General features: G+C 66.1%; 12 protein-coding genes. 6 read left to right on the forward strand and 6 right to left on the reverse strand.

Annotated elements, in window-relative coordinates; all coding sequences use genetic code 11:
• Window positions 1-58 precede the first annotated feature (58 nt).
• Complete coding sequence (locus ACVOLO_RS16625) at window positions 59-2,224, reverse strand: TonB-dependent siderophore receptor (protein ID WP_481571427.1); 2,166 nt, start codon at window positions 2,222-2,224, stop codon at window positions 59-61.
• 247 nt (window positions 2,225-2,471) lie between these two features.
• Here ACVOLO_RS16625 and ACVOLO_RS16630 point away from each other — a divergent pair, with 247 nt between their 5' ends.
• Genes ACVOLO_RS16630 through ACVOLO_RS16645 form a run of 4 tightly spaced genes read left to right on the forward strand, consistent with a single transcriptional unit; the run spans window position 2,472 to window position 6,582 of the window.
• A complete protein-coding gene (locus ACVOLO_RS16630; protein ID WP_481571428.1) occupies window positions 2,472-3,188 on the forward strand; it encodes a DUF3348 domain-containing protein in 717 nt (238 codons plus the stop codon).
• A 10-nt stretch (window positions 3,189-3,198) separates the two neighbouring features.
• Window positions 3,199-5,295, forward strand: coding sequence for a DUF802 domain-containing protein (locus tag ACVOLO_RS16635; RefSeq protein ID WP_481571429.1), 2,097 nt, complete (start codon window positions 3,199-3,201; stop codon window positions 5,293-5,295).
• Window positions 5,292-5,939, forward strand: a complete 648-nt coding sequence (locus ACVOLO_RS16640; protein WP_481571430.1) for an OmpA family protein — start codon at window positions 5,292-5,294, stop codon at window positions 5,937-5,939. Before ACVOLO_RS16635 ends, ACVOLO_RS16640 begins: the two co-directional genes overlap by 4 nt.
• The gene (locus tag ACVOLO_RS16645) at window positions 5,929-6,582 is read left to right on the forward strand and encodes a DUF2894 domain-containing protein (RefSeq protein WP_481571431.1); all 654 of its coding nucleotides are present in this window, start codon (window positions 5,929-5,931) and stop codon (window positions 6,580-6,582) included. The genes ACVOLO_RS16640 and ACVOLO_RS16645 overlap by 11 nt, the downstream gene beginning before the upstream one ends.
• Window positions 6,583-6,585: 3 nt before the next feature.
• On the opposite strand, the gene ACVOLO_RS16650 is transcribed toward ACVOLO_RS16645, so the two are convergent.
• The 5 genes from ACVOLO_RS16650 to ACVOLO_RS16670 form a co-directional block, all read right to left on the reverse strand.
• Entirely contained in the window at window positions 6,586-7,953 is a 1,368-nt protein-coding gene (locus ACVOLO_RS16650) for a heavy metal sensor histidine kinase (RefSeq protein WP_481571432.1), read from the reverse strand.
• A complete protein-coding gene (locus ACVOLO_RS16655) occupies window positions 7,953-8,651 on the reverse strand; it encodes a heavy metal response regulator transcription factor (RefSeq protein ID WP_481571433.1) in 699 nt (232 codons plus the stop codon). The genes ACVOLO_RS16650 and ACVOLO_RS16655 overlap by 1 nt, the downstream gene beginning before the upstream one ends.
• Before the next feature lie 47 nt (window positions 8,652-8,698).
• The gene (locus ACVOLO_RS16660; protein ID WP_481571434.1) at window positions 8,699-9,595 is read right to left on the reverse strand and encodes a CopD family protein; all 897 of its coding nucleotides are present in this window, start codon (window positions 9,593-9,595) and stop codon (window positions 8,699-8,701) included.
• A 12-nt stretch (window positions 9,596-9,607) separates the two neighbouring features.
• A complete protein-coding gene (gene copC, locus ACVOLO_RS16665) occupies window positions 9,608-9,988 on the reverse strand; it encodes a copper homeostasis periplasmic binding protein CopC (protein ID WP_481571435.1) in 381 nt (126 codons plus the stop codon).
• Window positions 9,989-10,154: 166 nt separating this feature from the next.
• The gene (locus ACVOLO_RS16670) at window positions 10,155-10,859 is read right to left on the reverse strand and encodes a pirin family protein (protein ID WP_481571436.1); all 705 of its coding nucleotides are present in this window, start codon (window positions 10,857-10,859) and stop codon (window positions 10,155-10,157) included.
• Between the two features lie 132 nt (window positions 10,860-10,991).
• Between ACVOLO_RS16670 and ACVOLO_RS16675 the strand changes: the two genes are divergently transcribed.
• Both ACVOLO_RS16675 and ACVOLO_RS16680 read left to right on the forward strand, forming a co-directional pair.
• Window positions 10,992-11,927: a LysR family transcriptional regulator gene (locus tag ACVOLO_RS16675; RefSeq protein WP_481571437.1), complete on the forward strand. Its 936-nt coding sequence runs from the start codon at window positions 10,992-10,994 to the stop codon at window positions 11,925-11,927.
• A 620-nt stretch (window positions 11,928-12,547) separates the two neighbouring features.
• The gene (locus tag ACVOLO_RS16680) at window positions 12,548-13,141 is read left to right on the forward strand and encodes a cysteine dioxygenase family protein (RefSeq protein WP_481571438.1); all 594 of its coding nucleotides are present in this window, start codon (window positions 12,548-12,550) and stop codon (window positions 13,139-13,141) included.
• Window positions 13,142-13,310 lie beyond the last annotated feature (169 nt).

Below are 13,310 nucleotides of genomic sequence, written 5' to 3' on the forward strand. Positions count from 1 at the left end.
CTCAAAGGCTGGCGAGGAAGAACACCCGCCGGACTATCCCGGCGGGCATGGCGGCGCATTACCAACTGAAACGCGCGGTGGCGGTGACGGTGCGGCCGGTGCCGAAGTAGCACGACGAAACACCGCCGCAGGTGGAAACAAAACGCTTGTCGGCAAGGTTGCTGATGTTGAGCGCGAACTGCGTGCCCACCGCACCGTGCTGGCCGACGTCGTAGCGGATGGCCGCATCCCACAGCGTGTAGGACGGGATCAGATAGAGGTTGGCGCTGTCGCCATAACTCTTGCCGTTGTAGCGCACACCAGCGGCCAGACTCAGGCCTTCAAGCCCGCCCACCTGGAAGGTGTAGTCGGCCCATAGCGCGGCGGTCCAGTCCGGCACTATCGCCAGCTGCTTGCCGGCGTAGCCGTTGTTGCTGCGGGTGACTTCCGAATCCATCCAGCTGGCCGCGCCGATCACGCTGAAGCCTTGCAGTGGGGTGATGCGCCCTTCCAACTCCACGCCACGCACGCGACCTTCACCGTCCTGCACCTGGCAATCGCTGTTGCCGGCGGCACCGCAGGTGTTGTGTGCGGTGTTTGGATCGTTGGTGACAATGTTCTGCTGGCGCAGGTCGTAGGCCGACAGGGTCAACAGTCCATCGAACGACGCCGGCTGGTACTTCAGGCCGGCTTCCCACTGCTTGCCGGTCACCGGGTCGAACGGCGTCTGCGTGTAACTCATGTTGACGTTGGTCGCCGCCGGCTGGAACGACTCGGCATAGCTCAGGTACGGGGTCAGGCCGTTGTCGGCCACGTACAACACGCCGGCGTTGCCGGTGAAGGCCTTGTCCTTGATCCGCGTCGGCACCACCGGACGATAGGTATTGGTGGCCACCGTGTAGGCCTGGCTCCAGGTGTCGTCCTTGGTCCAGTCATGGCGGCCACCGAAGGTCAGGCGCCACTTGTCGATGGCGATCTGGTCCTGCAGGTAAACGCCGGTCTGGCGGTTGATGCCGCCGCTGTAATTGATGCTGGTGGTGACCGGCACGTAGTCGGTATGGACGGGATTGAAAATGTCGATGTCGGCCGGGTTGAGCATCGCGCCGCGCGCGCCGGTCCAGTCGGCCTTCTGCCAGTCCACGCCAAACAGCACGGTGTGCTCGGCGGCGCCGGTATGGAACTTGCCGGTCAGGCGCGTGTCCACGGTTTCGCCCTTGGAATCGCCTTCGCCCCAGGTGGCGCGGCGCTTCTGGGTGCGGCCATCGTCATTGAGCTTGCCGTTGGTCACCACGGTGCGGAACACCGACTCCACGTCGGTATGGCGTGCGCTCTGGCTCAGCGTCCAGTGGCTGTTGAAGCTGTGCTCGAACAGATAGCCGGCCGTCCAGATGGTGCGATCAAAGGTGTTCCAGTTCGGCTCGCCGATGAAGGTGGTGTTCTTCATTCGGCCGTAGGGCGTGGCCAGCAGCGTGCCGTCCATCGGCAGGAACTGGTAGGTCGAGCCACCGTCATCCTTCTGGTACAGGCCCAGCAGGGTCAGGCGCGTGCGCTCGGCAATCTGGAAGGTGTAGCTGGGCGCCAGGAACCAGTGCTGCTGCTCGGTGTGGTCGATCTGCGTTTGACCGTCGCGATACAGGCCGACCAGACGCAGCAGGTGGCGGTTGTCGTCGCTGCCGGCACCCACGTCGAAGGCGCTGCTGTACTGGCCATTGCCATCGATGCCCAGGCGCAGCACCTGCTGCTGATCGGGCGTCGGCGTCTTGCTGACCTGGTTGACCATGCCACCCGGAGCCACCTGCCCGTACATCACCGCCGACGGGCCCTTGAGCACTTCCACGCGCTCCAGGTTCCAGCTGTCGACCATGCTGCGGTTCCACTGGCTGCCCTGCGGCGCGCGCATGCCATCGACGGTGACGTTGTTCGACCAGCTGCCAGCGTCGAAGCCGCGGATGCGGAAATCATCGACACGGTTGTCGATGCCGCTGCTTTCCAGGGTGACGCCGGCGACATAGCGCATGGCCTCGTTGAGGTTTTGCACGCCACGGGCGTCCAGTTCCTCCCGTGCGATCACCGATACCGACTGTGCGGTCTCGGCGATGGCGGTGTCGGTCTTGGTCGCGCTGGAGGCATGCGAGGTGGTGCGGTACGCGTTGACGTGGACCGCATCGAGCGTGCGCGCCGCATCGGCAGGCGCTTCGCCCACTTCGGGCGCGGCGGCAAGCACAGTGACGGGAAACAGGGCCATGGCAACGGCCATGGACAGCAGCGCCGGGCGAGCGGCGGCAGAACAGAGGGGGAAGGACACGGAGTCAACCTACATTGAATGCGGGGTTGGCTGACTGCGGCTGGCAGCGGCTGATGCGCGGCATTGTACGAACAATAATCATTCGCAACAACGATATAAATCAAGCCAGGCCCCGTCCTGCCTGAATACCCCTGCCCGGGCGAAGCATGCAAGGCCATGTAAAATGCTGGTTTTTTAGTCAGGCCACATGGCGAAAGCTATCCAACGGGCGCCCGTCCTGGGCCCGGCGTTCATTCGCCTGCTGGCCCGATTCAAGGACGATGCCGCCGCGCGCACCGCGCCGGACGTGCCCGAGCGCCTGGCGCAATGGTTCGACTGGAACCGCGCCATCACCCTGTCGCGTGCATTGGACAACCCCGTGCCAGCGCCGCCGGAAGGTGCCGCCTTCGACGCGGCCCAGGACGCCGAGTGCGCGCGCATCCGCACCATGCTGACCGAAGCCATCCTCGCCGACATCGACATGACCCCGCCGCGCAACGCGCCGCCCGCCGAAAACGCCGCCCAGGCAGCGTTCGCACCGTACCGCCAGCATTGCCTCAAGCAGCAGCGTTCGATGCAGATCGCCACCGGCAAGCTGCGCGGCAAACTGCGCGACATGCTGGCGCGGCAGTCCGAGGCCAAGGCGCGGCTGGCCGAAGTGGACGCGGTGATGGAAGCCACCCTCAGCCCGCGCGAACACACCCTGCTGTCCAACGTACCGGCCCTGCTCGGCCTGCATTTCGAGCGCCTGCACGACCGCAACACCGAACCCACGGCCGATGCCACCGCATCGGACACCAACGCGGCACCCACCAGCCCCTGGCTGGCCAGCTTCCGCCAGGACCTGCGCACCGCGCTGCTGGCCGAGCTGGATGTCCGCTTCCATCCCATCGAAGGGCTGCTCGCTGCCCTGCGTACCCGGTAACCCAATGCCCATGTTCAGAAACCTCGTCGCCGTCGTTGTCTTCCTTGTTGGCCTGCTGGCCGTGTGCTGGATCGGCGTGGGCTATGCCGGCACGCATCCGCTGGCGGCCGTGGTCGCCTCCGTGATTGCCGCCTGTTATCTGGTTGGCGCGGTGGAGTTGTTCCGCTATCGCCAGGCCACCGCCACGTTGCTGCAGGCACTGCCGGCCATCAACGAAGGCAGCGACAACCTCGACGCTTGGCTGTCGCGCTTGAACCCGGGCCTGCGCAACGCCGTGCGCCTGCGCGTGCAAGGTGAGCGCGTGGGCCTGCCGGCACCGGCGTTGACCCCGTACCTGGTTGGCCTGCTGGTGCTGCTGGGCATGCTCGGTACGCTGCTGGGCATGATGGCCACGCTGCGCGGCACCGGCCTGGCGCTGGAAAGTGCCACCGACCTGGATGCCATCCGCAGCTCACTGGCCGCGCCGGTCAAGGGCCTGGGCTTTGCCTTCGGCACCTCGATTGCGGGCGTGGCGTCGTCGGCCGCGCTGGGCCTGTTGTCGGCGCTGTTCCGCCGCGAGCGCAGCAATGCCGTGCAGGAACTGGATGCCGGCATCGCCGCGCATCTGCGCGTGCATTCGCAGGCATTCCAGCGCACCGAAACCTTCCGCCTGCTGCAGGAACAGAATGCGCTGATGCCGGCGCTGGTGGATCGCCTGCAGGCGATGATGGCCAGCCTTGAACAGCAGCAGCAGGACAACAACACGCGCCTGCAGGCCGGCCAGCAGGAATTCCACCAGCGCACCGAGGCGGCCTACACGCAATTGGCCACAGCGCTGCAGCAGGCCATGCAGGCCGGCATCACCCAGCAGGCCAATGCGGTGGGCACAGCGCTGCAGCCGGTGGTCGAGGCCACCATGCGCGGGCTGGCCGAACGCTCCGACGCCCTGCATGCAAGCATCGACAGCGCCGTGCAACAGCAGTTGGATGGCCTCAACCTCGCCGTGCGCGGTGCCGCCAATGCGGCCAGCGACAGCTGGAGCACCGCACTGGCCGAACAGCAACGCGGCAACAGCGCATTGACCACCGGGCTGCAGCAGGCGCTGCAGCAGTTCACCGACACGTTTGAACAGCGCTCCTCGGGCCTGCTCGACGGCGTTGCCACGCGCATGGAAGAGCATGCCAACCGCACCGCCGCGGCATGGGCCAGCGCGCTGGGCGAACAACGCAACGCGCACGATGCACTGGCGCAGCGCAACGAACACGCACTGCTGCAGGCCTCGGCCAGCTTCGAGGAACACGCACGTTCGCTGGTCCAGGCCCTGCAACACTCGCACGCGGAACTGCACAGCGCATTCGCCGAAGGCGATGCACAACGCCTGGGCAACTGGTCGCAGGCGCTGGCGGCAATGGTCGCCACGCTGGACGACAGCTGGAAGCACAACGGCGAACAGGTTGCCCAGCGCCAGCAGCAGATCTGCGACACCCTGGCGCAGACCGCGCAGGCCATGAGCGAACAATCGCAGGCCCAGGCGCGTGACACCATCAGCGAAATCTCGCGCCTGGTGCAGAGCGCCTCGGAAGCCCCGCGCGCCGCTGCCGAAGTGGTGGCCGAGCTGCGTCAGAAGCTGTCCGACAGCATGGTGCGCGACACCGCGATGCTGGAAGAACGCAGCCGCCTGCTGTCCACGCTGGAAACCCTGCTCGATGCGGTCAACCACGCCTCGACCGAACAGCGCACCGCCATCGACGCGCTGGTCAGCACCTCGGCCGACCTGCTGGAGCGCGTTGGCAATCGCTTCAGCACGCAGGTCGAGAACGAAACCGGCAAGCTCGACGCCGCCGCCGCGCACGTCACCAGCAGCGCGGTGGAAGTGGCCAGCCTGGGCGATGCCTTCGGCGGCGCGGTCGCGCTGTTCGGGCAATCCACCGAGACCTTGAACGAACGCCTGCAGTTGATCGAAACCGCATTGGACAAATCGCTGGCGCGCAGCGATGAGCAGCTGGCGTATTACGTGGCGCAGGCACGCGAAGTCATCGACCTGAGCATGCTCTCGCAGAAGCAGATCATCGGCGAGCTGCAGCAACTGGCGGTGGCCCGTGACGGCAACGGGGCCGGCCACGCATGAGTGACGAGATCGAATTCGACGCCGAATCCACCGCCACCACCTGGGCGGCATTCGGCGATCTGATGTCGGTGCTGCTGGGTGCGTTCGTGTTGATCCTGGCCAGCGTCATCGGCATCCAGTTGCTGCTGCACAACCGCCTGGATGAGGAAGTGAAGCAGCGCCAGGAACAAACCGCCAAGCTCAAGACGCTGGAGCAGGCCCTGGCTGCGCCATTGGCTGCTGGCCGCGTCACCGTCATCAATGGCCGCATCGGCATCAGCGGCAGCGTGTTGTTTGCGCTCAACTCCGACCAGCTGCAGCCCGAAGGCCGCGAGCTGCTGCAGAGCATCGCCGCGCCCTTGCGCGACTACCTGCATGCGCGCGACGAAATCCTGATGGTCAGCGGCTTCACCGACAACCAGCCGGTGCGCGTGGCCAACGCCCGCTTCGCCGACAACCTGGAACTCTCCGCCGCACGTGCGCTCACCGTCACCCGTACCTTGATCGCCGATGGCGTGCCGGCAGCATCGGTGTTTGCCGCCGCCTTCGGTGCCGAGCAGCCGGTGAGTTCCAACGACAATGAAGCCGGCCGCGCGAAGAACCGCCGCGTCGAAATCGCACCCATCCCACGCCCGAAGCAGGACGGCACGGCCGATGCACGGTAACGCCGCCACGCCGCAGTCGCGGCTGCAGGCCTGGCGTGAAGCCGGCGCCGACCGCGTCAATCCGCTGCGTTTCGGCATGATGTGCGCGCTGGCAGATCGCGCCGCACGGCATGAGGGGCAGGTGCGAAAGCAGTTGGATGCGCGCCTGTCGGCGCTGGCCGACGCGTATGCCGAGCTGCTCGCCAGGCCGGCGCCTGCAACGGCGCAGAGGGTTGCCAACGAAAGCCCGCTCAAAGCCCTGCTGGAACAGTTGAATTCGGTTCCGCTGCAATATCCCCTGCCCCTGCATGCCGCCAATCCCGCGCAGGCGCAGGACAGCAACCGCAGCGACGAGGCAGATGATGCGGCGCGCATGCCGGTGTTGGATGAGTTCCAGCAGCTGTGGAGCCGCATCCGCATCGAGAGCCTGCTACGGCAGTGCCTGGATTCACTGCCCGAAGATGCCGGCCCGCTGCACTCCAGCGTACTCACCTACCGCGCCATGGCGCTGATGCAGGACATCAGCCCCGACTACCTGCAGCACTTCATCGCCTACGTTGATGTACTGACATGGATGGATCAGCTGGGCGACGCCACCACGACCGGCAGCGGCAGCGAACGCTCCACCGGCAAGCGCCGTGCCCCGCGCCGCAAGGCGCGCTGAGGCTCACCCGCCCGCAACGGGCAGCAACAGGCTGAACGCGGTGTTGTCTGCATCCGAGTGCACCTGCACCTGGCCGCCATGCGCGCGCGCGATTGCCTGGGTGATGGCCAGGCCCAGTCCCGCGCCTTCGCCGCGCCCGCGTGCGCGCGAGCTGTCGGCACGATAGAAGCGGTCGAACACGCGCGGCAGTGCGTGCACGGGTATCGCCGGCCCCGGATTGATCACATCGATGCGGCAGTGCCCATCGCGCATCGCAATACGGACCTGCACCTTGCCGGAAGGTGGGCAATGCTGGATGGCGTTGGTCACCAGGTTGGCCAGCGCACGGCGGATCATCAGCCGGTTGCCTTGCAACGTGCCATCGCCGGCGCGGAGCAGCTGCACCTGTTTTTCCTCGGCCAGCAGGCCGTAGAACTCCAGCAGATCGTCCACCAGCGTCGCCACGGCCACCTTCTCGCGCGAAGGCAGCACGCCGGCGGCTTCGGCCTGGGCCAGGTACAGCATGTCGCCGATGATCACCGACAAGCGTTGCAACTCCTCCGCACACGAGCCCAGGGCATCGCGGTAGGCCGCGTTGTCGCGCGGCTGTGCCAGCACCACCTGCACCTGGGTGAGCATGTTGGTGATCGGCGTGCGCAGTTCGTGGGCAAGGTCACCGGAGAAATCACTGAGTTGGGTGAAGTCCTGCTGCAAGCGCGCGAGCATGCCGTTCAAGGTCTGCGCAAGTTGCTCCAGCTCCACCGGCGCGGCGGCCAATGACAGGCGTCTATCCAGTCGCTCGGCGGTGATCTGGCGTGCTTCATCGGCCAGCGTGCGCAGTGGCCGCAACGTGCGCTGCACCACGTAGGCACCCAGCAGGCTGCTGACCAGCGCCGCCGCCGCAATGCAGGCCAGCAGCAACTGATGGAACCTGCGCAGGAAACCCGCATGACGCTGCTGGTCAACGGCCAGCAGGCTGACCCCGGCATTGCCTTCGGCAAAGTTGCGATACAGCACGCGGTAGCGACTGCCGTCATGCAGCTGCCAATTCCGGCGCAGCGGTGCGGCATCGGGCAACTGTTGCCGTGCATGCAGGCGCAGTGCCAGCGGGGCAGTCGATACCAGTGTTCTACCCTGCGCATCGGTGATCCAGAACGCGATGTCGGGGTGATGCTGCAGGGCTTCGGCCAGGCGTGCCGCGCGTTCGCCCGGCGGCGCCGTGGCAAGGATGTCGGCCACCAGCGCCGACTTGTTCTCCAGCTCGGCGTAATCCTGGTCAACCAGGTTGTGCCGCACGGTCAGGCTGATGGCGATGCCCAGTGCGGCCATCACCAGCACCGTGACCGTGGCCAGCAACACGATCAACCGGCGCGCGGTGGAGCGCCCCAGCATCACCGCGTGGCTCCCGCCTCGGCGTCCGGCGCTTCCAGCACATAGCCCATGCCACGCACGGTGACGATCAGCTTGCTGTCGAAGTCGTCGTCAACCTTGGCGCGCAAGCGCCGTACTGCCACATCGATGACGTTGGTGTCGCTGTCGAAGTTCATGTCCCACACCTGTGAGGCGATCAGCGAGCGCGGCAGCACTTCGCCACGACGGCGCGCCAGCAGTTCAAGCAGTGCGTACTCCTTCTGGCTCAGGACGATGCGGCGCCCACCCCGTTCCACCCGGCGGCGCAGGGTGTCCACCACCAGGTCGGCGATGACGATGCGCTCATTGACCGGCGCCACCTGGCCACGGCGCAATGCGGTACGCACACGGGCCAGCAGTTCGGCGAATGCGAACGGCTTGGGCAGGTAATCATCGGCGCCCAGTTCCAGGCCGCGCACACGGTCATCAATGTCGGCGCGGGCGGTCAGGAACAACACCGGCACCGGGCTGCCGCCCGCGCGCAGCTGCGAGAGCACGCTCCAGCCATCGAGGCCGGGCAGCATCACGTCGAGAATGACGAGCTGGTAATCACCGCTGGCGGCAAGGTGCAGGCCGTCCAGGCCGTCATTGACCAGGTCAACCACATAACCGGCCTCCATCAGCCCCTGCCGCAGGTAGCTCCCGGTCTTGGGTTCGTCTTCGACGATCAACAGCTTCATGGGGCGTCCTCGGTCGGTGCGCGCGCAGGCTAGCAGAGCCGGCGCGATCACGCGGCCGGGTCGAGCATGCCCAGCACCGCCACGCAGGCCAGCACCAGCAATGCCAGCGTTGCTTCCACGGCCAGACTGCCGCGCAGGTGACGCAGGGCCTTCGCGGCACCTTGCTGATGCGCAGTCGCGTCGAGCATCGGCACCAGCCACCAGCGATGCAGTGCGGCGAACATCAGCATCCCGCCCACCAGGCACAGTTTGAGCAGCAGCAACTGGCCGTAGCGGCTCGTCCACAGGCCGGTCAAGGTGCCGCCAAGGCTCAGGTACGAGAAGCCACCGGAAAGCACCAACAGGCTCACGATGAGCGTGCCCGGCATCGCGAAACCACGCAGTACCGCGCGCAGGGTATCGACCTGCGGCGCCACGCAGGCACGGCTTCTCCACGCCAACGCCAGCAGCAGCGCGATCGCTCCCACCCATGCCCCGGCAGCAAGCAGGTGGGTGATGCCCCCGGCCAGGCGCCAAGCGTCGGCCGCGGCCGCATGCCCATTCCACGCCAGACTGACCAGCGCCACGGCCGCAAGCAGCACGGGCAGTGGCCGGCGCAGCGCCTGTGCCTTGCCCGCGCGGACGTACAGCCCCAGCAGCAGGATCAGCGCGCCTGTCCGTACCAGTGCGGCCCGGCCGGCCGGAAGGTCAAGCAGGAACCAGCGCATGCTGTCTGCATCCAGCGACGACAGCGGGACCGCGAGCAGGTTGGCCAGGCGCAGGCCCGCCTCCAGCACCACCAGTACCAGTGCGGCGGCTGTCACGCCCAACAGGGCCCGGTGCGTGAAGGCAGGCTGCGCACCGGGGCCCAACCGCCAGTACGCACTGAACAACGGCCAGCCAAACAGCAGCATCAGGGACAGGTACGACAGCAGGCGTAACGCGGGCTGCAACAGTTCAATCATCCCGGCGGCCACTCAGCGGACGCGAAAGTCCAAGGTGCCTTCCATCGGGTGGCCATCCGGCCCCACTGCCCGCCAGCGCAGCTGGTAGCTGCCCGGGGTCAACGGCTTGGCCAACGCCACCTGCAGGGTGCGGCCATCCTTGAGCACCTGCGTCGCCGTCACCGGGACTGCCATGAATACCTGTCCGTGCGCCATGAACAGCTCCACGCGCGATGCGCGAGCGATCACCGCCTCATTGAACTCCAGGTGGATGCGTTCCAGCGGCTCCACCGTGGCATTGGCTGCCGGTGTGGAGCGCACCAGCGTGGCATGGGCGAACGCCAACGGTGCGGCGCTCAGGCCGAGCAGCAGCGCCGCGAGCGGCAGGAAACGGAAGCGAAGAAAAGTCGGCATGGCAGCGGTCGGTTGTGGGTTTGACCTGCATCTTCATCACCGGCGGCTGTCATCGCCCTGACCCGTACATTACGAAACGGTCAGGTTCGACAGCGGTCAACCACCACAAACGCGAAGAGGCGCAGCATGCTGCGCCTCTTCCTTGTACCTGATGGACAACGGCAACTCAGGCGGCGGTATCCACCAGCACCAGTTCGGTGTCTTCCAGCGCGTGGATGCGGATGCTGTCCACGCCGGTGATGGCAGCACCATCGCGGGCTTCCAGGGTCACACCGTCCACCTCGACCTTGCCGATATTCGGCACCAGGTAGCCGTGGCGGGTACTGTCGGTGAACCGATACTCGGCGGTTTCACCGGCCTTGAGGGTTGCCCCCAGCACCCGGGCGTTGGCGCGGATGGGCAGCGCATCCTCATCGCCCTGCATGCCACTGGCCAGGGTGACGAAGTGGCCCGAGCGCTCGCCCTTCGGGAACGGCTTGGTGCCCCACGACGGCTTGCCACCGCGTTCGTCCGGGAAGATCCAGATCTGGAAGATACGGGTGACGCCCGGCTCCATGTTGTATTCGGCGTGGCGGATGCCGCTGCCGGCGCTCATCACCTGCACATCGCCGGCCTCGGTACGGCCCTTGTTGCCCTGGTCGTCCTGGTGGCTGATGGCGCCCTCGCGCACGTAGGTGATGATCTCCATGTCCGCATGCGGGTGCGGCGGGAAGCCGGTGCCGGGCTGGATGGTGTCATCGTTCCAGACCCGCATCGCGCCCCAGTGCATGCGCTTGGGGTCGTGATACTCGGCAAACGAGAAATGGTGCCTGGCATCCAGCCAACCGTGATTGGCTCCACCGAGGCTGGCAAACGGGCGACGTTCAATCATGACGTTCTCCTGCGGGTGTGTGATTTCGATGGGCTCAGTCTAGGCAGGCAGCTGCTCGCCGAGAATAGAAACAATGGAAAATCATCCATTCCATTTCTGACATGATCAGCCTACTTCCTGCGATCACCCGCCATGAACCGACTCCCCGACCTGGAAGCCTGGGCCATCTTCGCCAAAGTGGCCGAAGCCGGCTCCTTTGCCCGCGCCGCTGAAGCGCTGCAGCTGTCGCAGGCCACCGTTTCCAAGGCCATCACCCGGCTGGAAGCGCGCATCGGCACCACCTTGTTTCACCGCACCTCGCGGCGCATGTCGTTGACCGCGGCCGGCGAGGCCGCCCTGCAACGTGCCGCACGCATCCTCGACGAAGGTGAAGCCGTGGAAGCCGAGGCCGCCGACCGCTCGGCGGCATTGCGTGGGTTGATCCGCATCGCCGCGCCGATGTCCTTCGGCGTATCGCGGCTGGCGCCCCTGCTGCCGGCCTTCATGCAGACGCATCCGGACGTGGAACTTGACCTCCAGCTCAGCGACGAAATGGTGGACATGGTCGACGAACGCTTCGACATGGCCTTGCGCATCGCCACACTGGCCGGCTCCAGCCTGCGCGCACGGCGGCTGTGCCAGGTCCGCATCCTGCTGGTCGGCGCGCCGGCGTATTTCGAGAAACACGGCCGCCCCAAACACCCGCGCGATCTGGCCCGCCACAGTGGCTTCCAGTACAGCTACACACGCAGCGGCAACACCTGGCGCTTCGCCCACAGCCGACACGGCGAGTTCGCGCAGACCGTGCCCCGGCAACTACAGGCCAACAACGCCGAAGTGTTCGACGCCGCATTGCGCGCCGGGCTGGGGTTGGCACTGCAGCCGGATTTCCTGGTCTGGGAAGCGCTGCGCGACGGCACCTTGGAAGCGGTGATGGACGACTGGAAAGTCGAACCGCTGGCACTGAGCATCATCACCCCGCCCGGCCTGCACCGGCCCGCACGCGTGCAGGCCCTGATCGACTACCTCGCCACGCACCTGGAACAGGCACCGTGGGCAGCAACGGTCACGCCCAACCTGAAGCAGTGACGCACACGCTCAACCAAGGCGCCAAGCCATCCTGTAGGAGCGGCCTCGGCCGCGAAATCAGCAGGACCTCAGCTACCAGGATGTCTGCGATCGCAACCACCTTCCTGCTGAAACCATCCACGGCTTCGTTGTGGACGTCACTCCTACGCGGCATCCACTCAGTACGTCGTCGCAGGCAGCAACTGTCGCGCCCGACATGAAGCAGTGACACGCCACGCACTCAGCCAAGGCTACAAGCCGCCCGTAGGAGCGGCCTCGGCCGCGAAATCAGCAGAACCTCAGCTACCAGGACGTCTGCGATCGCAACCACCTTCCTGGTGAGACCATCGTCGGCTTCGTCGTGGACGTCACTCCTACTCGGCATCCACTCAGTACGTCGTCGCAGGCAGCAACTGTCGCGCCAGATATGCAGAAGATGCGTGCAGATCTGCCACGCATGAAGCGTGGCCGAACTGGAACCTGACCAGCGTAAAAACCCCGCCCGCTCGCAGGCGAATAGGCTGGGCACTGCAACTGAACCCGCTTCCTCCGTCCCCACCAGATCCTGCGTTGCCTCCCTCCCATCCACATGTGATCCGTGCCACAACAGAATTTTCACCGCCGTCACCTAGACTGCGGGCATGCGCTCGGATCTTCAGAACTACCCGGAATTCCCGGGCCGCCGACATCTGCTCGACGGCATTGATGCAGCGGTGCAGGCCAAAGACACCAGCGAAACCGTCACCCAGATACAGCATGTGCTTCAGCGCGCCATCAACGACCCGCGAATCAGCCTGCCACCAAGCGTGCATTCGCCGGTCAGCGCGCACTACGCCCGCCGCGAGCTTTACCGCAGCGCACGCCACGGTTACAGCATCATCGCCATGACCTGGGGCCCCTCGCAGGGCACGCCCCTGCATGATCACGACGGCCTGTGGTGCGTGGAAGGTGTCTGGCGCGGCGACCTCGACATTACCCCGTATCAGCTGCTCGAGCGCGAAGACGAGCGCTTCCGCTTCGCCCGGCAACCCTGCCTGCACGGTTGCCGCGGCAGCGCCGGCAACCTGATTCCGCCCGACGAATACCACACGCTGCGCAATGCCCGCAGCGATGAAATCGCCGTGTCGGTGCATGTCTATCAACGCAGCATGCAACGCAGCCACGTATTCGAACCAGTAACCGACCAGCCCGACTGGTACCAGCGCGAAGCGCGCACGTTGCACCTGGACACCTGACAGCCAGCCCCAGAAGCCCCGAGCTCCGCGCAGCCAACCAACTCCCCCACGCCAGCGCCCTGAAGCCCCTCTCCCCTTGTGGGAGAGGGGTTGGGGAGAGGGGGACGAAGGAGCAGCGTTATAGCCCCCAATCCCTCCCACCAGCGCCCCTACAACCAGCAACCTCAGC

This window comes from Stenotrophomonas sp. STEN056, from assembly GCF_056759635.1.

Coding starts and splice junctions, on each gene's coding strand:
- ACVOLO_RS16625 (WP_481571427.1), bottom strand. CDS start 2,224: ATGGCCCTGTTTCCCGTCACTGTGCTTGCCGCCGCGCCCGAAGTGGGC.
- ACVOLO_RS16630 (WP_481571428.1), top strand. CDS start 2,472: ATGGCGAAAGCTATCCAACGGGCGCCCGTCCTGGGCCCGGCGTTCATT.
- ACVOLO_RS16635 (WP_481571429.1), top strand. CDS start 3,199: ATGTTCAGAAACCTCGTCGCCGTCGTTGTCTTCCTTGTTGGCCTGCTG.
- ACVOLO_RS16640 (WP_481571430.1), top strand. CDS start 5,292: ATGAGTGACGAGATCGAATTCGACGCCGAATCCACCGCCACCACCTGG.
- ACVOLO_RS16645 (WP_481571431.1), top strand. CDS start 5,929: ATGCACGGTAACGCCGCCACGCCGCAGTCGCGGCTGCAGGCCTGGCGT.
- ACVOLO_RS16650 (WP_481571432.1), bottom strand. CDS start 7,953: ATGCTGGGGCGCTCCACCGCGCGCCGGTTGATCGTGTTGCTGGCCACG.
- ACVOLO_RS16655 (WP_481571433.1), bottom strand. CDS start 8,651: ATGAAGCTGTTGATCGTCGAAGACGAACCCAAGACCGGGAGCTACCTG.
- ACVOLO_RS16660 (WP_481571434.1), bottom strand. CDS start 9,595: ATGATTGAACTGTTGCAGCCCGCGTTACGCCTGCTGTCGTACCTGTCC.
- copC (WP_481571435.1), bottom strand. CDS start 9,988: ATGCCGACTTTTCTTCGCTTCCGTTTCCTGCCGCTCGCGGCGCTGCTG.
- ACVOLO_RS16670 (WP_481571436.1), bottom strand. CDS start 10,859: ATGATTGAACGTCGCCCGTTTGCCAGCCTCGGTGGAGCCAATCACGGT.
- ACVOLO_RS16675 (WP_481571437.1), top strand. CDS start 10,992: ATGAACCGACTCCCCGACCTGGAAGCCTGGGCCATCTTCGCCAAAGTG.
- ACVOLO_RS16680 (WP_481571438.1), top strand. CDS start 12,548: ATGCGCTCGGATCTTCAGAACTACCCGGAATTCCCGGGCCGCCGACAT.